This is a genomic window from Psychrobacter sp. GW64-MNA-CIBAN-0177, assembly GCF_040309585.1.
Taxonomy (GTDB): Bacteria; Pseudomonadota; Gammaproteobacteria; order Pseudomonadales; family Moraxellaceae; genus Psychrobacter; species Psychrobacter okhotskensis.
Window position 1 is genome coordinate 15619 of the sequence record NZ_JBEOOY010000016.1, and the last position, 20775, is coordinate 36393.

20 protein-coding genes are annotated in these 20775 nt (G+C 44.0%); 9 read left to right on the forward strand and 11 right to left on the reverse strand.

Annotated elements, in window-relative coordinates:
- Positions 1-134: 134 nt before the first annotated feature.
- From AAEY79_RS10295 to AAEY79_RS10315, 5 genes are all read left to right on the forward strand, one after another.
- Positions 135-1793, forward strand: coding sequence for an AmpG family muropeptide MFS transporter (locus AAEY79_RS10295; protein WP_101211974.1), 1659 nt, complete (start codon positions 135-137; stop codon positions 1791-1793).
- Between the two features lie 66 nt (positions 1794-1859).
- Positions 1860-2738, forward strand: a complete 879-nt coding sequence (gene prmC / locus AAEY79_RS10300; RefSeq protein ID WP_101211973.1) for a peptide chain release factor N(5)-glutamine methyltransferase — start codon at positions 1860-1862, stop codon at positions 2736-2738.
- A gap of 61 nt (positions 2739-2799) precedes the next feature.
- Complete coding sequence (locus AAEY79_RS10305; RefSeq protein ID WP_101211972.1) at positions 2800-3609, forward strand: HesA/MoeB/ThiF family protein; 810 nt, start codon at positions 2800-2802, stop codon at positions 3607-3609.
- Positions 3610-3680: 71 nt separating this feature from the next.
- Positions 3681-5033 (forward strand): AarF/ABC1/UbiB kinase family protein, encoded by a 1353-nt coding sequence (locus tag AAEY79_RS10310; protein ID WP_352288248.1) that lies wholly within the window; start codon positions 3681-3683, stop codon positions 5031-5033.
- 133 nt (positions 5034-5166) lie between these two features.
- Positions 5167-6417 (forward strand): YbfB/YjiJ family MFS transporter, encoded by a 1251-nt coding sequence (locus AAEY79_RS10315; protein WP_352288251.1) that lies wholly within the window; start codon positions 5167-5169, stop codon positions 6415-6417.
- On the opposite strand, the gene AAEY79_RS10320 is transcribed toward AAEY79_RS10315, so the two are convergent.
- Positions 6414-6917, reverse strand: coding sequence for an Lrp/AsnC family transcriptional regulator (locus AAEY79_RS10320; RefSeq protein WP_352288254.1), 504 nt, complete (start codon positions 6915-6917; stop codon positions 6414-6416). The two genes, AAEY79_RS10315 and AAEY79_RS10320, sit on opposite strands and share 4 nt — an antisense overlap.
- A gap of 203 nt (positions 6918-7120) precedes the next feature.
- On the opposite strand from AAEY79_RS10320, the gene leuA reads away from it, so the two are divergent.
- Positions 7121-8917 (forward strand): 2-isopropylmalate synthase, encoded by a 1797-nt coding sequence (leuA, locus tag AAEY79_RS10325; RefSeq protein ID WP_025652785.1) that lies wholly within the window; start codon positions 7121-7123, stop codon positions 8915-8917.
- A gap of 284 nt (positions 8918-9201) precedes the next feature.
- Entirely contained in the window at positions 9202-9822 is a 621-nt protein-coding gene (locus AAEY79_RS10330) for a hypothetical protein (protein WP_025652784.1), read from the forward strand.
- Positions 9823-9984: 162 nt separating this feature from the next.
- On the opposite strand, the gene accC is transcribed toward AAEY79_RS10330, so the two are convergent.
- The 5 genes from accC to AAEY79_RS10355 form a co-directional block, all read right to left on the reverse strand.
- Positions 9985-11346, reverse strand: coding sequence for an acetyl-CoA carboxylase biotin carboxylase subunit (accC, locus tag AAEY79_RS10335; RefSeq protein ID WP_025652783.1), 1362 nt, complete (start codon positions 11344-11346; stop codon positions 9985-9987).
- Positions 11347-11485: 139 nt separating this feature from the next.
- Complete coding sequence (gene accB, locus AAEY79_RS10340; RefSeq protein ID WP_201566752.1) at positions 11486-11914, reverse strand: acetyl-CoA carboxylase biotin carboxyl carrier protein; 429 nt, start codon at positions 11912-11914, stop codon at positions 11486-11488.
- A gap of 369 nt (positions 11915-12283) precedes the next feature.
- Positions 12284-13651, reverse strand: a complete 1368-nt coding sequence (locus AAEY79_RS10345) for an MATE family efflux transporter (RefSeq protein ID WP_025652781.1) — start codon at positions 13649-13651, stop codon at positions 12284-12286.
- A gap of 652 nt (positions 13652-14303) precedes the next feature.
- Complete coding sequence (locus AAEY79_RS10350; RefSeq protein WP_201566750.1) at positions 14304-15287, reverse strand: hypothetical protein; 984 nt, start codon at positions 15285-15287, stop codon at positions 14304-14306.
- A gap of 241 nt (positions 15288-15528) precedes the next feature.
- Positions 15529-16002, reverse strand: coding sequence for an EVE domain-containing protein (locus AAEY79_RS10355; RefSeq protein WP_201566747.1), 474 nt, complete (start codon positions 16000-16002; stop codon positions 15529-15531).
- Positions 16003-16396: 394 nt separating this feature from the next.
- Between AAEY79_RS10355 and hemW the strand changes: the two genes are divergently transcribed.
- On the forward strand, positions 16397-17623 hold the full coding sequence (gene hemW / locus AAEY79_RS10360; RefSeq protein ID WP_201566773.1) for a radical SAM family heme chaperone HemW: 1227 nt from the start codon (positions 16397-16399) through the stop codon (positions 17621-17623).
- A 122-nt stretch (positions 17624-17745) separates the two neighbouring features.
- Here the strand turns inward: hemW and AAEY79_RS10365 are convergent, their stop codons facing one another.
- On the reverse strand, positions 17746-17886 hold the full coding sequence (locus tag AAEY79_RS10365) for an entericidin A/B family lipoprotein (RefSeq protein ID WP_037025595.1): 141 nt from the start codon (positions 17884-17886) through the stop codon (positions 17746-17748).
- Between the two features lie 376 nt (positions 17887-18262).
- On the opposite strand from AAEY79_RS10365, the gene AAEY79_RS10370 reads away from it, so the two are divergent.
- Positions 18263-18826: a tRNA (cytidine(34)-2'-O)-methyltransferase gene (locus AAEY79_RS10370; RefSeq protein ID WP_201566745.1), complete on the forward strand. Its 564-nt coding sequence runs from the start codon at positions 18263-18265 to the stop codon at positions 18824-18826.
- A gap of 75 nt (positions 18827-18901) precedes the next feature.
- Here AAEY79_RS10370 and AAEY79_RS10375 read toward each other — a convergent pair whose 3' ends face one another.
- The 4 genes from AAEY79_RS10375 to tusD all read right to left on the reverse strand — a co-directional run bounded on the left by AAEY79_RS10375 (position 18902) and on the right by tusD (position 20482).
- Entirely contained in the window at positions 18902-19264 is a 363-nt protein-coding gene (locus AAEY79_RS10375; protein WP_201566742.1) for a TusE/DsrC/DsvC family sulfur relay protein, read from the reverse strand.
- Positions 19261-19590 carry a hypothetical protein gene (locus tag AAEY79_RS10380; protein ID WP_201566740.1) on the reverse strand — a complete coding sequence of 110 codons (330 nt, stop codon included), beginning with the start codon at positions 19588-19590 and terminating at the stop codon, positions 19261-19263. The genes AAEY79_RS10375 and AAEY79_RS10380 overlap by 4 nt, the downstream gene beginning before the upstream one ends.
- Before the next feature lie 69 nt (positions 19591-19659).
- Positions 19660-19983 carry a hypothetical protein gene (locus AAEY79_RS10385; RefSeq protein ID WP_201566736.1) on the reverse strand — a complete coding sequence of 108 codons (324 nt, stop codon included), beginning with the start codon at positions 19981-19983 and terminating at the stop codon, positions 19660-19662.
- A gap of 64 nt (positions 19984-20047) precedes the next feature.
- The gene (gene tusD, locus AAEY79_RS10390; RefSeq protein ID WP_201566733.1) at positions 20048-20482 is read right to left on the reverse strand and encodes a sulfurtransferase complex subunit TusD; all 435 of its coding nucleotides are present in this window, start codon (positions 20480-20482) and stop codon (positions 20048-20050) included.
- Positions 20483-20775: the final 293 nt, after the last annotated feature.

Genomic DNA, 20775 nt, shown 5'->3' on the forward strand with positions numbered 1-20775 from the left:
ATGCTCGTTTTGTGCAACGCTGAGCAATTTTTATCAATCCTTGTTAGCGACAGCTGATAGCGGGTTTTTGCTATAAATGATTGATAAAAATTGTGCGTAGTTGTGTTTTTTGTCTCAAGTTTCGGTGAGCTATTATGTCTGCTGTCCAATCTATTCCCCCTAATCCTCCAGTCGCCAAAAAATCACTAAGTGAAACCTTAAAAGCTTATCTTGATCGTCGAGCGATTATCATGCTGTTTTTGGGCTTTGTCGCTGGCATACCTATCTTACTTATTTTCTCTAGTCTGTCATTGTGGCTGCGTGAAGCAGGTATTGACCGTACTGTCGTTACTATGTTTAGTTGGGCAGCATTAGGCTATGCTTTTAAGTTTATTTGGGCGCCATTGATTGATGCTTTGCCTGTGCCTTTTTTGACCAAATGGTTGGGTCGCCGTCGAAGCTGGATTTTAGTGTCGCAGATTTTGATTATCATAGCGATTTGCATGATGGCAAACGTCAACCCTGCTGTTGAGGGTAGCTTAGTATTGATGGCAGTAGGTGCGGTGTTGTTAGGGTTCTCATCAGCGACACAAGATATCGTCATTGATGCTTATCGGATTGAGCTGGCTCCGCCAAATCTGCAAGCGGTACTGTCTGCCATGTACGTGACAGGCTATCGTATCGGCATGATAGTCGCAGGAGCAGGGGCGTTATATTTAGCAGATTATTTTGGTTCGACCGAGGCACTGTACAGTTATGAGGCGTGGCGTAATACTTACTGGATTATGGCAGGTGTCATGGGTGTTGGTATTATTACGACCTTGATAATACATGAGCCCATAAGCCAGAAAGTAGTCGTCGAACGTAAAACGTCTGATTATATGCGTTTGGTACTTGTCTTTGCTATATCCATAGTAGGGTTTGTGTTTGTTTTTGCCAACGCAGGGTTAATATTACCTGAGACTGAAGATGTATTTTCAAAATTTTTAGTACAAGTCATACGCATGCTTATGAGTCTAGCAGCAGCCTTATTCATCGGCTACTGCTTGGTCAAAGCCAAGCTAGTAAAGCAGGAGTTTGCTTATACCACTTGGATTGAGCCTATAGTGGATTTCTTTCGTCGCTATGGCATGAAAGCCTTATTATTGTTAGCATTGATTGGACTTTATCGCATCTCTGATATCGTCGCAGGGGTTATCTCAAACGTATTCTATCAAGACATGCAATTTACCAAAGTGGACATCGCCAATGCAGTCAAGCTCGTTGGTGTGGTCATGGCTATTGCTGGTGGTTTTTTGGGCGGTATATTGGCACAAAAAATGCGTATCATGCGGGCGATGATGGTTGGCGCCATCCTTGCTTGCGTGACCAATTTACTTTTTATACTGCTGACTTATCATCCCGGTAGCTTGCCTTATATGTATCTAGCAGTGATTTTAGATAACCTCGCTGCTGGTCTTGCTAGTGCGGTATTTATTGCTTTTTTGTCAGCGCTTACTTCTATTCGTTTTACAGCAGTACAGTATTCGATATTTTCATCGCTCATGGTGCTACTCCCAAAAGTAATAGGCGGATACTCTGGCGCTATCGTTGATAGTACCAGTTACCCCTTCTTTTTTATGTTTACCTTTGCGATTGGTATTCCGATTTTGGCACTGATTTACTTTGTCGATAAGCATATTGTTATTGGTGATAACGATGATATTTATGGCGATGGCGATGGTGGCGATAGCAATAGTGGTGGTAAGTCCTCATTAAGCAAGGTAAACCCTAGTTTGACAGATACCAAGGAACCACCGCGTGCCTCAGAGTAACTAAGGTAGTAAATTATCATCAGTTTAACGGTATTATTCATTAACTAGTAATTTTAAGAGTGTTCTATGACAGCGTCGACCATTCGTCAAATAAAGCATAATATTCAGCAACTGACGAATGGCGATGCAAATAATCCGTTGCCGTCATTTTGGCTAACGGATTGGTTGTTGCATGTCATTAACAAGCCTGCCATATTTTTAATCACTGATGAAGATTATCAATTGTCTGACAGTGAGCTTGAGCAATTCAATGCGGGCGTAGCTAAAATGAAGCAGGGCACACCGTTGGCTTATCTGACGGGTCGTCAGGAATTTTGGTCGCTTAATTTTACCGTTAATGAGCATACTTTAATTCCTCGACCTGATACTGAGGTTTTGGTTGAGCAAGTTTTAAATTGGATACAGTCTCAGCCAAAAAGCGTCGGTAATAATAAACCAAAGCGGCTACTAGACTTAGGTACTGGCTCAGGCTGTATCGCCATTAGTTTGGCGCATGAGTTAAAGTCTGCTCATTGGCAAACGGTCGCGGTTGATTTATCGCAAGAAGCATTGAAAATTGCTAAGCACAATGCAGCTATTAATGATGTCAGCAATATTGAGTTTTTACAAAGCAGCTGGTATGACGAGCTGCCCACTCAAGACGAGCAATTATTCGATGTGATTGTCTCTAATCCGCCTTATATCGATGAAGAAGACGAGCATTTAGCAAGGTTGATTGCCGAGCCGATTAGTGCGTTAAGTGCTTCCAATCATGGTCTTGCCGATATAGAATATATCGTTCAGCAAGCACCACAATATTTACTCAAAGGTGGGCTACTGGCGATTGAACATGGCTTTGATCAAGGTGCAGCAGTTCGTCAGCTATTTATGGATAATGGTTTTGAGTCGGTAAGTACTGTGCAAGACTTTGGTGGCAATGATCGCGTGACACTAGCTCAGTTGTAATAATTGTCTTTTAAGCATAAGTCTTAATAATAAATGTTGATGACAAATTGTGGTGGAAGGTATGGCGCACTCAAAAGAAACAGGGCAGCTAGTAGATGAAGAGCTGCTGCGTTATGCGCGGCAGATACTACTCGATGGCTGGGATATCGATGCTCAATTACGCTTAAAAGCATCGCGCGTCGTTATGATTGGTGCAGGCGGGCTGGGTTGTCCGGCTTCTGAGACGCTAGTACGTGCAGGACTTGGGCACCTTCATCTGATAGATGATGATGAGATTGAAGCCAGTAATCTACAGCGTCAGACGTTGTTTTTACCGGACGATATTGGCAAGCCTAAGGCGTTAACAGCTGCTCAGATGTTAACATGCATCAATCCTTTAATTAGGGCGCGTGGTACGGTTGCACGATTGAGCGAAGACAATGCTTATGAGCTGCTCGATATGGCAGTCGGTAAGCCTGATCTGCTGTTAGATTGTACTGATAATTTTGCCACCCGTGATATTATCAATCGTGTCAGCGTCCGCTATCAAATTCCGTTATTATCTGCCTCGGCGATTGCCATGCAAGGGCAACTGGCATTGTATGAGCCACATTTACATACTGGTTGCTATCATTGCGTGTTTGGTTCAGTGATAGTTGATGCCGAGGCTGGCGATGCAGTAGCTGATGAGCGTACTTGTGCCAATTCAGGGGTACTAGCCAGTACCACGGCCATCATGGGAAATTTGCAAGCCAATGCTGCCTTGCAATATCTGGGATTAACCAAAAATCCACTGACAAACAAGCTGCTGATATGGGATGGTAGTCAAATGCAGCAACGGCTGATGGGCTATCGTCAAGATTCACAATGTCCCGTATGCGCCAGTCATTAGCAATGGCTCAATATTGAGCTTTTGCAATCATCTGTTCCCAAATATTTCTTTTATTACCATAGTTGTTTCTTATGAAAATTCATCGTCCGCATTTATTAAAACATACGTTTAATGTCGTTAATCGTGTTCGCCAGACAGCGAGTGTCGCTGGTCTGTCTGCACTCAGAGTGGCTAAAGGCGAGAAGCCAGATGCCATGCTGCTAAAAGAAACCTTTGAGCAGTTGGGCACGACCTATATTAAAATCGGCCAATTTATCGCTAGTACGCCGTCATTGTTTCCACGTGACTATGTCAAAGCATTTCAGAGCTGTTTGGATCAAACCACGCCTTTATCCTACGCCTATATCGAAAACGTATTGAATGAAGAGCTAGCTGTTGATGGCATGACGCTGGATGATAAGTTTGCTCATATCGACCCAGAACCATTAGCCTCAGCCTCCATCGCTCAAGTTCATGCCGCTCGTTTGCATAATGGCGATGAGGTAGTATTAAAGGTGCAAAAGCCGGGCGTTGAGACCATCATGCAGACAGATTTGGGTGTATTGCATGGCGTCACTAAGTTAGTTGAGCTACTCATGCCATCGATGAAGTTTGCCAGTATTGCACCCATTATTGATGAAATTCGTTTGCGTATGCTGGCTGAGACGGACTTTATCGCTGAGGCGCAAAACATCCGTGATTTTCAGCAGTTCTTAGCAGTATCAGGAAATACCCGCGTGGTGGCGCCAGCGGTCTATGAGGCGCTGACGACCAAGCGCGTGCTAACCATGAGCCGCTTATACGGCGTCTCCATGGTCGATGAGTCGGTAATGCGTCAATATTGTGCTGATCCGGCACAAGTAATGGCAGATACCTTGAATACTTGGTTTGCCAGTCTAATGTTATGCAATAGCTTTCACGCTGATTTGCATGCGGGTAATTTGATGCTGCTAACCGATGGTCGTATTGGCTTTTTGGATTTTGGTATCGTTGGGAAATTAAAAGCGGAGAGTTGGCGCGCCTGTATGGGTATGATGCAAGCGATGCAGGACAACGACTACCAAGCGATGGCACGCCATATGATTGATATGGAGATGACCCATGGCGGCAATCAGGTCGATGTGGTGGCACTGGGTAATGACTTGCAGCGTATGATGAAGACCATTATGGCAGAAGACAAAGCCTTTACCAGCGGTGTGCCTTTCAATAGTAAAGAGCAGGCCGATGAATTGAATCAAATGATGCTAGAGATTGTAGATGTCGGTAAGCGTCACGGTATTCATTTCCCGCGTGATTTTGCCTTATTAACCAAGCAGATGCTCTATTTTGACCGTTTTATGCGCACGCTGGCGCCTGATATGGATATGTTTAGTGATAAGCGGGTACAAATGCTAGGACAGACAGAGGGTCAGTCGAACACCTCAACCACACTGCAAGTGTCTTAAGTTTCAATCGTGTTATTGATTATTGATTATTGATCAGACACTGCTTTTGAATCATTCACACTGTTTAATACAATGGATTGTGTGCTAATTAATACAATGGATTGTGTGCTAACCGCCACAAGCTGGCTCTGTCATGATGACTGCTTTCAAAAGCCGTGCGCTATCAACTATTACCAATGAAACCGCCATCGCGTGCATCGGTCTTTACTGCTTGGCAGTGGTGATGGGTTATGGACGCTTTTTGTTCACTGCGACCTTGCCCGATATCATGGTGCAACTGTCACTCTCGACGAGCATTGCTGGCTGGCTGGCGTCAATCAATTATATTGGCTATTTCATCGGTGCGCTCATCGCCATGTTTGTGCCTCAGCGCTTGACATGGCTGATGTTGATACTCTGGACGATGGTCAGCATTGTCACGACGATGCTGCTCATGGTGCCAGAGATGTCGCTAAATACATGGTATGTCATTCGTCTGCTCTCTGGTATCGCAAGCGGCGTGGCGATGATTCTGAGTTCATCATTAGTCATCCAACGCTTTAGTCACGCGCGCCGCTCTGTACTCTCAGCCTTACATTATGCTGGTATTGGGGTGGGGATTAGTGCCTCCGCTATCCTTACTTTATGGCTTTTGACGCTAGGCTATCATTTCGATGTCATTTGGCTAAGCGCTGGTATCAGCAGTTTACCGTTGTTATGGCTATTATTTGCTATAAGACCAAGCCCTTCGCACTCAACCGAATTACCGCGTGATTATCAACGCTCATCAATATTGCAGACTTATGTCAATTTTAAACGGTCGTTGTATGAAGCCTCAGCCGGTCATACCAAGTCGATTGTGTTATTGTCCGCCAGCTATTTGCTAGCAGGCTTTGGTTATATTACGTCTGCGACATTTTTGCCCGTTATGGCAGCGCAGCGCTTAACGACACAAACCTATGCTGGACTACTGATTTGGCTAGTCGTTGGTATTTTTGCGATGTTGTCAAACCCCCTCTGGGGTGCGCTTGCCAAGCGCATTGGTGAAACCAAAACCTTGATGGGCTTAACGTTGTTGCAAGTGCTAGGAATGTGTCTGCCCATATGGGTTGAAGGCAGTGTCGGTCTATATGGCAATGCTATTATTCTAGGCTTAACCTTCGTCGGTATGGTATCGATGACACTCACGTTGATGAAAAACATCAACCCTGCCTACTCAAACTTATTGATGGGTCTGGCGACATTGGCCTATGCGCTAGGGCAGTTTATTGGCCCATTAGTCACAGTGGCGCTGGCGGGGCAGGACGATAACTTTAACGCGGGCTTGCTAGTAGCGGCTATAGGCTTGGTCATTGGGCTGATTTTAATTTACTTTTTTCGCCGCCAATCGCGAATGATCCGTTAAATAACGCTGCGACTAAATACTTCTCGTAACTCAAAACTGGTATGCACTTGAGCGACGCCTTCGATACGATTGAGCCTGTGTAATAAAAACTCTTCGTAATGCGCCATATCGCGTACCCGCACTTTGATCAAATAGTCTTCTGTACGTCCAGTGACGATGCTACAACTGATGACTTCATCAAAACTCTGAACTTTGCATTCGAATTCTTTGAAGCGTTCAGCCGTATGACGATCCATACTGACCGCGATGAATACCGCGAGCGGGTAACCCAGCTTTTGCGCGTCGATTTGGGTATGATAGCCGGTGATGACGCCAGTGTCTTCTAAGCGCTTGATACGGCGTGCACAAGGGGTTGCGGATAAATTGACCCGTTCTGCAAGCTCGGTAATGCTCATCCGCGCTTCAGTCTGCAATAAGCATAATAAGCGCCTATCGGTCTCATCAATATCAGTCAACATAGCGCTTTCAGGGCGACTGTTAGGCATGGCATAATTACTCATTAGTGAAATAATCTAATTATATCTATAAAAACGTATTATTTCACTAAATTGACTCCAATTATAATGTAATAAAGCTGATTTCTATTTCATAAACTTTGCTATTATTAGGCTATAAGTTTTAGTTATCTCGTATGAAAAATACGGATCTAATCAGTAGCCTTACCCGCTAAAATATAAATCTCCATATTATCTAAGGATTGATTATGTCTGACCAAGCCACACGCACTGCAGCCACGCCGAGTGCTAAGATGACACCAAAAAGCACCGCTTTTGATTATAAAAAGTATCGTCCATTTGCGTTTGCGCCGTCACTGCCAGATCGCACATGGCCAAGCAAAACGATTGAAAAGTCACCAATATGGGCAAGTGTGGATCTGCGTGATGGTAATCAGGCTCTGATCGATCCAATGACCATTGAACAAAAAATGCGCTTTTTTGAGACCTTGGTTGATGTGGGTTTTAAAGAAATCGAGATTGGTTTCCCATCCGCGGCGCAAGTAGAGTTTGACTTTGCCCGTAAACTAATCGAAGAAAATCATGTGCCTGACGATGTGACGTTACAGGTTTTGGTACAAGCACGTGAGCACTTAATTGCGCGTACGTTTGAGTCGTTAAAAGGCGCAAAACGGGCGGTGGTTCATGTCTATAATTCAACCAGCCGCGTCCAACGTGAAAAAGTCTATGGCAAGGACAAAGCTGAGATTAAAGAGATTGCTATCACAGGTGCCAAGCTAGTGCAGGAATACGCGGCAAAGTACCCTGAGACAGAGTGGGTGTTTCAATATTCGCCAGAAAGCTTTAGCCAGACAGAGACTGAATATGCTGTAGAAGTTTGCGATGCCGTGTGTGAGGTTTGGCAACCGCAGCATGGTCAGGAGGTGATTTTTAACTTGCCAGCGACTGTCGAAGCATCCATGCCCAATGTCTTTGCCGATCAAGTTGAGTATTTCTGTCGTCATCTTGCGATGCGTGAGCATGTGATTGTCAGTCTGCATACGCACAATGATCGTGGCTGTGCCGTTGCGGCTGCCGAGCTAGGGGTACTTGCAGGTGCAGATCGCATCGAAGGGACGTTGCTTGGTAATGGTGAGCGTACCGGTAACATGGATATCATGGTAATGGCGATGAACTTGTTTAGCCAAGGTATCGATCCTGAGCTTGATTTTAGCAATATGAGCGAAATCGTCCAAGTGGTTAGCGAATGCAATAACTTGCCGCTTCATCCACGTCATCCTTATGTTGGTGAACTGGTCTTTACCGCCTTTAGTGGCTCGCATCAAGATGCCATCAAAAAATCTCTCGATTATAACGAGCAGCACAAAGACCAAACGGATAATGTTTGGGATGTGGCTTATCTACCCATCGATCCGGCGCACATTGGCCGCAGCTATCAAGATGTAGTACGTATTAACAGCCAGTCTGGTAAAGGCGGGGTTGCTTATATCTTGCAACGCAACTATGGCTTTAACTTGCCACGTTGGATGCAAATCGACTTTAGTCGCGTGGTGCAGCAGCAGGCTGAGACAGTGGCGCGCGAACTACAAAATGATGAAATCTTACAAACCTTTGAAGACACCTATTTACGTCAAGGTAGCTTTGAGCTACTCGATTACAGCGTGAACAATAAAGGCGGACAGGTTTATTTTAACGGTCAAGTACAGATGAATGACGATATCATTACTATTGATGGTACGGGTAATGGCCCATTGTCCTCATTTATCAATGGCCTAGCGCAGCACACTGGCAAGTCGCTACACATCATCAATTATGCTGAGCACGCCATCAATCCGCAGCACAACAATATTAATGGTGATGGTAACGGTATCGATGATGATACCAATAGCGACAATAAGACCGATGCCAATGCTGCCGCTTATATTCAATTGAATGTCGATGGGGACGTGTATTCTGGTATTGGTACCTGTAGCAGTACGGTATCAGCCATGCTAAAAGGCGCGTTATCTGCCTTTGCACAAGCAATCAGCACTACGACCGCTTAATATCTTAACAGTAGTACATAGTGCGCTCGTAGCGTTAATACTGCACACTCATAACGTCATGATTCTTTGCGATTCGTCAATGAGAGCCATGGCGTTATTGTTTGAGTGGTTGAAACTCACGGAGATAGCAATCACTTAACTTATGATAAGATAAGTAAGGTGTCATTAGATAAGATCTTGGACGAATGGTAAAAGCCAATAGCATAATGTTACTTGTGTTTTTGGTGTCTAAGACTTACGCTAATGTTCGTATTACTCTATTATTATAAATAAAAAGGTTAATTATGGAACCGATATCATTTGCTTCATTTACATTGGCCTCTATTCTGGCCTCCTTGCCAGCGAATGGCGAAGTAGTTAGTAAGCCGACGATTACGACGCATATTAGTCCTGCCATTGCTGGACAATGGGAAATAGATTTAGACAGTAGTATTACCATGACGAAAGAGGCAGAAGCTCGGCAAGCGGCTTTGGCTAATACCCAAAATGGCAAAAGCGACGAGCCAAAAATAACCGCTGGTACAGATGGTGGCATCCTTACCCAAAGCGAAGAGCGTGTCCTAAATATTCAGCCGAACAGCGCTAGCAACTTGATAGATGCTGCTGCGCGCGCCAATCAATGTCGCGAGTTATATAACTTTGGTGCTGACAATGAGATGTGGGCGGTCAGCGGTAAAGAATGGACGTACGGTCGCTATTTGGTCACTCATCGCGAAGAGGGCTTGCCTGTCATTGCCATTAGAACGGTGTATGACAATAATGAAGTAGACTGCTCAGGTAATAAGGTTGACCAGACAGATGAGGCGCTGATAGCGTTTTTGAACCATGATGGCAACCAAATGCAGTGGTGCGCCGACCCTGATGGCAAAGAATGCTTTATGAACTTCAATAGAGTATTGCCATAATTTTTGATTAAGTCATATTGATATACTGAGCTCTAAAGAAGATTTTTATTTTACATGAGCCCATTAAAGAATCCGCCATCTTAGTAGATAGCGGGTTCTTTAATGGGGATATCAATGCTAATAGCGGTTCGCTTTATTTTTGCAGAAAACGAAAGTTGTGAATTAAGAGGCTGCTTTGGCTTTTTGCGCGGTCAATAATTCTCTTTCTAGATAGTGGATGTTTTGTGCTTCTTGCACAAACTTATCATCCGCTAAAATCACATCACGGTGCATCGGTATATTGGTTTTGATACCTTCAATCACCAATTCATCAAGTGCGTGTAGCGTCTTAGAAATCGCTTGCTGGCGAGTTTGCCCATGACAGATCAGTTTGCCTATCAACGAGTCATAATAGGTTGGTATCTCGTAGCCGGGATAGAGATGAGAGTCAAAACGAACACCAGCACCACTTGGCGCAAACAACTGATTGACGGTACCCGGACAAGGCATAAAGGTCGCTGGATCTTCAGCATTTATACGGCACTCAATCGCATGACCTTGAATTTCGATCTCGCTTTGACGGTAAGACAAACCATAACCTGCCGCAATCTTTAGCTGCTCAACGACGACATCAATACCCGTAATCATCTCGGTAACTGGATGCTCTACCTGTACCCGAGTGTTCATCTCAATAAAGAAAAACTCGTTATTTTCAAACAAAAACTCAAACGTACCAGCACCGCGATACTTAACAAGCTCGCAAGCTTTGACACACGCTCTTAAGATAGGTTCACGCACATCATCAGGAATATCAGGGGCAGGGGCTTCTTCTAATACTTTTTGGTGACGACGTTGTAATGAACAATCACGGTCATATAGATGGATTGCATTACCATTACCATCGCCCAGTACTTGTACTTCGACGTGGCGCGGATTTTGTAGGTAGCGTTCCATATAGACGGTATCATCACCAAACCATAGCTCAGCTTCTTGCTTTGCCGCCTGTACTTGACCGATAATATCTTCAAAGCGTTCAACCACTCGCATACCACGACCACCACCACCAGAGGCCGCCTTGATCAACAGTGGAAAACCGATATTACGTGCTTGCTCTTCAGCATTATGTAACGTCACTGCTCCAACAGAGCCAGGTACGGTAGGGACGCCTGCTTTTTTCATGGCATTAATAGCAGAGACTTTGTTACCCATCAGGCGAATATGATCCGCATTAGGACCGACGAAGGTTAAGCCTGCCTCTTCAACACGCTCTGCAAATTCAGCGTTCTCAGACAAAAAACCATAGCCGGGATGGATAGCATCAGCACCAGAGATTTCTGCTGCTGTCAAAATAGTATTAATATCAAGATAGCTTTGATTGGCATTGGGTTTGCCGATACAGATGGCTTCATCAACGAAACGCAGGTGCATTAAGTTAGCATCAGCTGTTGAATAAACGCCTACAGTTTCGATTCCTAGCGCTTTACAGGCACGAACAATACGTAGAGCGATTTCACCTCTATTGGCGATGAGCAGTTTTTTTATCATGGGGTCATCCTTGTCGAAGCGGCAGTTAATGATGCAGTCGCTATATCAGTCATCGATGGGCATCATCAAATGCAATGATGGGGTGCGATGACTAATAGCGCAATGTCAATCATAACGATGTAAAGTATGGCGAATCTTATTACGCTTTATAGCGAATGATAGGCTGACCAAACTGTACGACTTCAGAGTTATCTACCAAGATTTCGTCAACGACACCACTTTGAGTCGCTTCAAGGGGATTCATGATTTTCATGGCTTCGATAATACCAAGCGTATCGCCCGCTTGCACTTTTTGTCCGACCTTCACAAACGGCGGATCACTCGGGCTAGGGGCTGAATAATAAACACCGACCATTGGCGACGTCTCAACGCTACCAGCTTTTACCGCCGGTTTAGCGTCAGCTGCGATAGGTGCTACTCCAGCAGCAGGCGCAGCCATCATGGTTGGCGCTGGCGTATCGTAGTGCCGCGTTAGGCTAATATGCTCATCATCTGAACTGATTTCTAAATTGACCAGTTCACTTTCTTCCATGAGGGCGATTAGGGTACGTATTTTTTCAATATCCATAATTTTTATAATGCCTTGTACTAAATTCGAGAAATAGTGTAACGAAATATTGTCTAAGTAATTGCTAATGATACCTAGATTCGCGGCAATGAGCAATCAATGTACAGTTGTTAACTGAGAAATTTTACATATTTTGACGTAAGCTTTTCTTGTGGGTAAGAAATGCTAATGATTTATCATAGTCTATGTGACGAGGTAGCGCCAGTACTGGTTACTAGACGCTACTTACTAAAGACTAAAATTAGATAAAAATGATATAGTCAATCCTATATAAGTTGGATATGGTGTCAGCCTTGCTTAGTCTACTAATTGTAGTACTTTCGCTCGGCTTCCTTGTATCTAAATTATATTGAACCGACTATAGCAACTTTAAGCCCAAAGTATCCTGAGGCGCTTTTGTTGATAGCGTAGACGCAGGGTGAGCAGAATCGAAGATAAGAAAAGACCAGTGATTAAGGCCATCCAAAACCCTTGCGCGCCCACATCGGTGAAACGCACCAAATAGATGCCAAGGGGCAAGGCAACCAACCAATAGCAAAATAGCGTGACCCACATTGGTATTGTGGTGTCTTGCATGCCGCGCAGTATGCCCGCGACATTGACCTGCCAACCATCAAATAGTTGATAAGCAAGCGCAAAGATGAGGAGGTGCATGGCTTGTGCTCTGACTTCTACATTGTCTGTGAACGCCGCTGCCAGTTGTGGGCGAAACAGCCAAATACCCAGCATACACACGAAGGCAATCAGGACAGTCCAGATAAGACCAGTCGCTTGCACATGGCGCAGCGTGAGTAGGTTCTTTTCACCAAAGCGATTCGATATCATAATAGTCAGCGCCATGGCAACGGATATCGGTATCATAAACAGCTGCGAGGTTACCGCTAATGCGACTTGATGCGACGCGGTGGCCAGCTCACCCAATGGACTAATGACAAGAGCGCCCAAGCTAAACAGACTGGCTTCAAAAAATATAGAGATACCAATTGGAATGCCAAGCTTCAGCAGTTTTTTTATCTGCGTGCGATTGGGTCTCGCAAAACCATAAAAGAAGCGCGTGCTGGCAAATTGCTGGCGCTTAGTAAAGCTGGTATAAGTGGCCAATAATAAGACGTTTATCCATAATACCAGTGCCGTTGCGACCCCGCAGCCTGCACCGCCCATTTCTGGCATACCAAACAGACCATGGATAAAGATATAGTTGAGCGGGATATCAGCGAGTAGGCCAATGATACTAATGATTGTCACGGGCTCTGGTCGCCCAAGCGCTTCACAATAACTACGTAGCACGGCATAGACCGCCAGTGCAGGGAAACCAAACGACACCCCATGTAAATATTGCGACGCTATTGGTTGGATATTCTCAGGGACACCCATGATGCCAAGAACATTGGGTGCAAGATTGACAATAATGAACCCAAGAATACCGATGACGCCTGCTGTCCATAAAGACTGCTGGGTGATGTGCGGTACTTGGCTGTGTTTATTTTGTCCGATTGCTTCACCAATGAGAGGGGTAGTGGCGATTAAAATACCTGTCGCTAATAAAAATAATGGTAGCCAGATACCAGAGCCAACAGCGACCGCCGCCAAATCAAGGGCAGAAACTTGACCTGCCATGATGGCATCGACGACACCCAGTGCCGCTTGGCAAAACTGAGTAATCAAGATGGGTAAGGCGAGCACGCCTAAGCGTAAACTGTAGCTTTTAAAATCAGTAAAGGATATTGGCAACGCCATAATTAGCAACTTTTTATGATTCACGGTGGTTAGTGTTGATAGACAAATACTGCCATCAACCACTCAATAGCGAGACAGTAACCGGAGTGTTGTAGCGACGATTAATAAGACGAGAAAGTCTATATAAACTAGGGTCTGTTGAACATTCAAATATTAGGACTGCTGATTGCTAAAATCGTCCCAAACTAGTCGTAAACCGACGATAATGTCGAGACCTTAGCTAGGTTTACAACAACGTTTGGGGTGATTTTAGTATCAGCCTTTCAGGGCAGGGCTATTTTTTGCCAATACATGGCGAAATTATCTAATCTAGAATGACTAGGCGTCAAAAATTTCACTGCGTATTGTTTAAAAAATAGCCACTGCCAGTGCCACACTTGAATGTTCAACAGACCCTAAGTATTAGAATAAAAATATGATACTAAAAGTGAAGACACTCAAATAAAAATAACCCGTCAATCCAAGTGATAGATTGACAGGTCATAAGTAGATAGGATGGTAAAGAAGCCAGACAAGTATGTCAACGTTTTAGGAAGGTTTTATAATGCTGAGCGACATCTATAACATTTATAACATTGTGCCTAGATTCATATAACTGTGCCTAGATTCATATAACATTGTGCCTATATCCAGACTTTTACATGGCTTAGGCCTACAGGGATTCTGGCAAATCTTGTACCACTGCTTGATAGCCGATCAACTTATTATTAGCATCAAATGCTTGCACCACAATAGCGTAGTTGGTTGAGCTATTAGGAATCACAGGTGTAAACTGGGTCTCACGATTGCTCAATACTAAGTTTTGCACGTAACCATTAGCGCCAGACTCGGCTTTATTAACATCAATTTGACTGACCAATAGGTGCTGAGTATTGATGGGGTTTTGCCAAGTGACGATTTTTTGGCTACCATTGCCCGTTACATCGAGGTTCATTTTACTAAGGTCATAATCGAGCGGATAAGTGGTAAAATTGGCGCGATCGCTTAACGTATAAGTCACTTTGCAATTGTCCTCACCGCTGGACAGTTTTTGCCCGCCTAAGCCATCTAGGTATTCAAAACTGCCTTTCCACGGTGAGCCCGCTTGTTTTTCCTCAAAGCTACCTGCAAAAGTGGTGAGCAAGTTTGGTGTCTCTAAGCCTAAGTCACTGACATATTTAACGTCCAAAAACTCCAAGGTATCGAGGCTACCAGTCACTTTGCCAGCGATATAGTTGTCGACTTTTAGCCCTGAGTTGATGCCCAAAGCGTTGTTTTCTTGGCAAGCTTGCTGCTGATAACTAAAGCTGCCATCGACGCTACCCGCACCTTGCTCACTGATATCGAAGTAGACCGCACCAATATCGATGTCATTACTATCACCGTCGTTTAGCTCGATGAAGTGTCCGACATATAAGCCGCCTCGTCCGCCTTCTGGAGTGAGCTTGTCTAAGAAATTATCAAATGATTCCTCTGGTAAAAACACAGATTCTAAAATCTCTGCCATACTTTTTTCGTCATCAGTCAGCTTATCTTCGGCTTCTTTATATTTTTCTTTGACTTTGTCTTCTATACGATCGTATTCGTTTTTAACCTGATCTTCTACGCGGTCGTATTCTTCTTTGACCTTATCGCCATCACTGCCGCAAGCGCTCAAGCATACTAACGGTTAATAAAGACAATACTAGTTTGGGTGCGCTCATAAACGAGTCCTGATAATTGAAATATGATAGTTATAAAAAGATGAGATATTACTGTTGAGTATGGAGATGTTGTTATCTGCTAATAAATATAGCAAAATTTAAACGACGAGCGCAGGGATAAGTGTTAATTGATGTCAGAGAAAGTATACCCAATAGTTACCGCCCAAGATGATCATCATCTGACAATAAATCATCTCACAATAAATCCATATGATCCGACATCTCTATAATAGCGTGCCAGTGCTTGGGCTCTAGAGGAATGACGGTTAGCTGCTGACAGCCCTTTCTAAGCAATAATGAATCCTCAAGTGCAGGCAAAAACTTGAGTTCTAATAAGGGCAATACTTCTATAAACGCTTGCTCAAAGGTGACATCTACCATATACCATCTTGGCTCATCTTCGGTGGCGATAGGGTCGTAGTGACGATGTTCCGGATGAAACTGTGTGGGGTCCGGATAGCCGGCTTTACTGACGGTCATGATACCAGCAACGCCAGAAGGCTTGGCGCTAGAGTGATAAAAGAACACCTTGTCACCGACTTGCATATCATCGCGCATAAAGTTACGGGCTCGATAGTTGCGCACGCCATCCCAACCTTCTGTGCCTAAGCGTTGCAAATCGTGAATACTAAAAAACTTTGGGTTTGATTTCATAAGCCAATAGGCCATATCTTGTATCCCTTTATTATTAGCGGTGCTTTATAGCGAACGATTTTTATCAGTAACGATTATATTGCCTGTCAGATGCCAGTATTAACATGGATTTTGTGAGTGGTTTTGTGAGTTATTTTGTTGTCATGATGCTTTTCATTAAGGCTTCTAACCGTTATCCTAGCGATACTTTTTATAGCTATAGTCAATCCTACATAAGTCAGATACGGTGTCAGGCTCGTTTAGTCTACTATTTGTATTATTTTCACGCGCCTTCCTTGTATCTAAACTATAGTGAACCGACTGTATAATAATAGCTCAATAATCAATAAGTCTATCTATGCCCAAAACTGAATCTGAAAGCCATTTAAAAGAGAGTAACGGCGTCGATATTATCAATAGCGATGATCATATGACGGATATAAGTGCGATGGATATTCCATTAGCCCTCTACATTCATATTCCATGGTGTGTAAAGAAGTGTCCGTATTGCGATTTTAATTCGCATGAGCTACCAGTAAACAGTCAGCTATCGATGTATGACGAATACGTCGATGCGTTGTTATTGGATGCTCAAATGCAGCAGCCGTTGACTCAAGGACGTGAGATTGGCTCGATATTTATTGGCGGTGGGACGCCATCGCTACTACCGATTGCGCAGTATCAGCGTTTATTTGCTGGCTTGCGTGCGTGTTTTATATTCGCAGATGACATTGAGGTTACGATGGAAGCCAATCCGGGTACGCTTGAACATGCGCCATTTGCTCAGTATTTGGATGTTGGTATCAATCGCTTGTCGATTGGCGTGCAAAGCTTCGCTGCAGATAAGCTTAAAACTCTCGGGCGCATACACGATCCCAAGCAAGCGTTATCAGCCATTAAGGCGGCACGGAGTGCTGGGTTTGAGCGTGTCAATGTCGACTTGATGCATGGCTTGCCGCAGCAAAGTTTAACCGAAGCACTAAATGATATTCAAACCGCACACACTGCTGGCGCGACCCATATCTCATGGTATCAGCTAACGATTGAGCCTAACACGGTGTTTTACCGCAGTCAGCCTATTTTGCCCGATGAGGACAGCCTCGCTGATATTGAGCAAGCCGGTCAGGCATTGCTACAGCAATTGGGCTACGATAATTATGAAGTGTCGGCATGGTCTGGCGCTTCCGATAAGCCGTGCCGCCACAATGTCAATTATTGGCAGTTTGGTGATTATTTGGCGATTGGCGCAGGTGCTCATGGTAAGGTGACTGTAGAAAGTCACGAAGGTCAAGGTAGTGAGTTATTAGCAGAATCAGGTATTTATCGTTTTAGTAAGTCACGCTTACCGAAGGATTATGTCGACTATCAAGATATTACTGACCCATCTAACACCAGCCAGAATTTCCCAAAAATGATTGGTTGGCAGCAGATTGATAGTGATGAGCTGGTCAGCGAATTTATGCTCAATGCACTACGTTTACATGCTGGGGTGTCATGGGCATTGTTTGAGGCTCGAACAGGGCTTTGCTATGACAGTATCGCTGAGCAAATCAATAAACTAATCAAGCAGGGGTTACTCGTGGATGATCGTCAGTATCTAAAACCGACTGCATTAGGCAGCAGATACCTCAACCAAATATTAAGAGCGTTCTTATAATAGAAAACTGCTTATTTTAGATATTCTGAAATGACTACTTAAAAGAAATAATGTAACAAAGCAAAAAAAGGCTTACCAAACAAATGGTAAGCCTTTTAAAAACAAGTCTAATAAATGAATAATTAGATTTTGTTTTGTACGTCTTGAGCACCGCCAGTTACAGCATCGCCAGCGCTAGATACGTCTTGACCTAGACCTTTAAAAGTGTTGCAACCAGTCAATACAAACATAGCCGTCAAAGATGCAATGATTAATTTTTTCATAATAATTTCCTCAAAATAGATAGGTGGTTATAAATAATAACAGCGATGCTAAGCAGTTTGCTTAAGCCTCACTGAAGGATTACAGGATACGACAACAATGTGTGTATATTATCTCGCAATCCAGTAAAGCCATAATAAAGAAAGTTAAAATCTGTGCCCAGTATCAAAATGTAATTTTTGCCAGTAAACTGTAACTTTTGATTACGCTTGGCATATATATTCCATTCAAGGTAATTTTTATATAAAGACAACGAGCGAATCCATTAGCAAAAGCTACTAGCAGTAGTGGGTTGAACGAGCCCGATAGCTAAATCTGTTTATATAGGATTGGCGATAGCACTAAAATAATGATGTTCAGACAATTGATGGAGTGATAATGACTATTCATATCGTGCTGGTAGCACCAAAAATGCCCAGTAATACTGGCAATATTATTCGTTTATGTGCCAATAGTGGGGCGCAGTTGCATTTGGTTAAGCCATTAGGGTTTGAGCTTGATGACAAAAAACTACGCCGTGCAGGATTAGATTACCATGAGTATGCCCATCTGCAAGTACATGACGATTGGGCAGCTGCTAGGCAAGCGCTTATAGCATCGGACTGTCATGTCATCACAGCATTGACCACCAAGCTGAGCAAGCCATTTTATGAGTATAATTTTAGTGGGCAAGTTGCTGACAATGAGCAAGATGCGCTGACATCGCCCCCCAATATTGCTTTAGTATTCGGCTCTGAAACAGCAGGATTGGCGGATGATATTCGTGAAAGTATCGGCGCTGATCATTGGTTGCGCTTGCCTATGCTGGCAGATTCACGCAGCTTGAATCTGTCCAATAGCGTGGCGATATGTCTGTATGAGATATGGCGTCAGCAGGGTTTTGCGGGTGATGAAGGTCGCAGTGTTGGGTATGACACGCTAAAGGTTTATGACCCAAAGTAGCGGCTGATATACTGATTGATTTTTACTGAAAGTCATGCTTTAAACGTCTGAACGCGAGCAGCAATCAGTGCTACTTTATAAGCAATTAGGCGGCTTCGGTAGTCCAGCAAGACGATTGACATGACGGGCGACCAAGCCAGTATTGAATAATTGCTGGAGTTTCTGATTGCTAATATCCTGCTCTGGCAAGGTCTTTTGTAACCACTTAATGAGCGGTCTTGTCGCTGGCGCGTGATTAAACTTAGTAAAAAAGGCTCGCACTTGTTGCAGAATCTCTAGATGTTCCACTGTCAAATTGATATCCAACGTATTTGCCAGCTGCTGCGCAATCGCAGGCGACCAAATAGTGTGATCACATAAATGGCCGTCTTGATCGAGCGCAATATTATCTGCCGTTTCAGCAGACGTGGTAGCGGTAGTAAGGACATCATTAGTCATAAGGCAACCGTCACCACTTTATCAAACTGGCTGTCTTGAGTCAGAGTGACCCATTCATCATCCGTTAGCAGACCGGTTAGCTTGGCCGCTAGGTTGAGCTGCGTAGCTATGTTCGGCGTTAGCTGTGCCACATCATCGGAGAGCGCATAAACACCCGCAATACCATCGATATCATTTTCACCTAAAGAGGCATTGAGCCAATCAATAAAAGCGACAGTCGTGCCCAGTAATAAGATACTGTCGCCTGTGTGCCACGTGCGTGATAGCTCTTCTGTGCTGCGTTCGAGCTTATCCATGCTGCTATGTAATTGGTATAAGGTGGCCATAATGGATCCGATTGTTGGTTATATTTTGATTGGTCAAAGAGAGTGTCATTTAACGATAGTATGATGATATTAAAAAGTGAGTACTTGCTCAAAGTCTTGGGAGTCAATGACCTCAGGCATTGGAGTTAATTGGCTAGCCAAATCGGTTGGCACCATACCGGTGAGCCATCCACTAAATACATCCGCAGGTAGCCACGCCGCTGGCATGTCATACAGCTCAAGCGATTGAATCATGCCATGTAAGCGCGATGTTGGTTGCATTAATAAACCAAAGATAGGGGCATCCAAATAAAGCTGGACGTCGTGACCAAAAGTTGCCAGCGTCAGTGCGAGGGCACAACCTTCATAACTTGCTATTTCTGTCGGTGTCCGCAGCTGAATCAGTAATTTCATGGTTTATTCCAAAGGTTGGTTGTCACAAGCAGTTGTCAAACAGAATACCGTCAATCATGCGTTGCTAGAATTGTATGAGGCGGCAGTTGCTTTGCATCATCATTGCCAACTCACTCAGCCCAACCAAGCTAAATCCTGCTGCTAGGTTGTCCCCTTCAAGTTGATGGCGAGCACCATTTTCGCGATCACTAATCCCGCGACTGAGGGCAGTGCTGACGCAGACAGGTAATGGCAATTGATATTGCTTAGCCAGATTTTGCCATTGTTGAGTGAGGTCGATTTGTTCGGCTGACTGCCAACGTAAGCGATTGGCGGTGTGAGCACCATCTGCATAAAAAAACACATTCAAGATAGCCTGCTGTTTAGAAACATCACTATCCGTTGTCTTAGTATTCATGACTGTGCTCTTAAGATAGGCGCGAGCATAGCGTAAGGCTAACTGGGCAAGCGGATGACTGGGATCGGCTGTAACAAGTAGTAGCGGGGTATCTGTAGTCATAAATGTGGTATCGCTGTTTAGCAGTTGTTGATAATAAGGATTAGCACTCAATTATTGAAGGTATGGATCAGTATTAGGGTCTGTTGAACATTCAAATGTGGCACTGGCAGTGGCTATTTTTTAGACAATACGCAGTGAAATTTTTGACGCCTAGTCATTCTAGGTTAGACAATTTCGCCATGTATTGGCAAAAAAAGACAGCCGGTATACTTTCAAAACCTTCAACAAAGTTTTCTCGATATTTGATTTGCTCATTATTATACCATTCTACGATTTGTTTTTTTTCTCATCAA

Excerpts from the sequence above, each read along its gene's own strand:
- prmC (WP_101211973.1), top strand. The coding sequence starts at position 1,860 with ATGACAGCGTCGACCATTCGTCAAATAAAGCATAATATTCAGCAACTG.
- AAEY79_RS10305 (WP_101211972.1), top strand. The coding sequence starts at position 2,800 with ATGGCGCACTCAAAAGAAACAGGGCAGCTAGTAGATGAAGAGCTGCTG.
- AAEY79_RS10320 (WP_352288254.1), bottom strand. The coding sequence starts at position 6,917 with ATGAGTAATTATGCCATGCCTAACAGTCGCCCTGAAAGCGCTATGTTG.
- tusD (WP_201566733.1), bottom strand. The coding sequence starts at position 20,482 with ATGACTACAGATACCCCGCTACTACTTGTTACAGCCGATCCCAGTCAT.
- AAEY79_RS10365 (WP_037025595.1), bottom strand. The coding sequence starts at position 17,886 with ATGAAAAAATTAATCATTGCATCTTTGACGGCTATGTTTGTATTGACT.
- accC (WP_025652783.1), bottom strand. The coding sequence starts at position 11,346 with ATGATAAAAAAACTGCTCATCGCCAATAGAGGTGAAATCGCTCTACGT.
- AAEY79_RS10330 (WP_025652784.1), top strand. The coding sequence starts at position 9,202 with ATGGAACCGATATCATTTGCTTCATTTACATTGGCCTCTATTCTGGCC.
- hemW (WP_201566773.1), top strand. The coding sequence starts at position 16,397 with ATGACGGATATAAGTGCGATGGATATTCCATTAGCCCTCTACATTCAT.
- AAEY79_RS10370 (WP_201566745.1), top strand. The coding sequence starts at position 18,263 with ATGACTATTCATATCGTGCTGGTAGCACCAAAAATGCCCAGTAATACT.
- accB (WP_201566752.1), bottom strand. The coding sequence starts at position 11,914 with ATGGATATTGAAAAAATACGTACCCTAATCGCCCTCATGGAAGAAAGT.
- AAEY79_RS10295 (WP_101211974.1), top strand. The coding sequence starts at position 135 with ATGTCTGCTGTCCAATCTATTCCCCCTAATCCTCCAGTCGCCAAAAAA.
- AAEY79_RS10345 (WP_025652781.1), bottom strand. The coding sequence starts at position 13,651 with ATGGCGTTGCCAATATCCTTTACTGATTTTAAAAGCTACAGTTTACGC.
- AAEY79_RS10375 (WP_201566742.1), bottom strand. The coding sequence starts at position 19,264 with ATGACTAATGATGTCCTTACTACCGCTACCACGTCTGCTGAAACGGCA.
- AAEY79_RS10385 (WP_201566736.1), bottom strand. The coding sequence starts at position 19,983 with ATGAAATTACTGATTCAGCTGCGGACACCGACAGAAATAGCAAGTTAT.
- leuA (WP_025652785.1), top strand. The coding sequence starts at position 7,121 with ATGTCTGACCAAGCCACACGCACTGCAGCCACGCCGAGTGCTAAGATG.
- AAEY79_RS10310 (WP_352288248.1), top strand. The coding sequence starts at position 3,681 with ATGAAAATTCATCGTCCGCATTTATTAAAACATACGTTTAATGTCGTT.
- AAEY79_RS10380 (WP_201566740.1), bottom strand. The coding sequence starts at position 19,590 with ATGGCCACCTTATACCAATTACATAGCAGCATGGATAAGCTCGAACGC.
- AAEY79_RS10355 (WP_201566747.1), bottom strand. The coding sequence starts at position 16,002 with ATGGCCTATTGGCTTATGAAATCAAACCCAAAGTTTTTTAGTATTCAC.
- AAEY79_RS10315 (WP_352288251.1), top strand. The coding sequence starts at position 5,167 with ATGATGACTGCTTTCAAAAGCCGTGCGCTATCAACTATTACCAATGAA.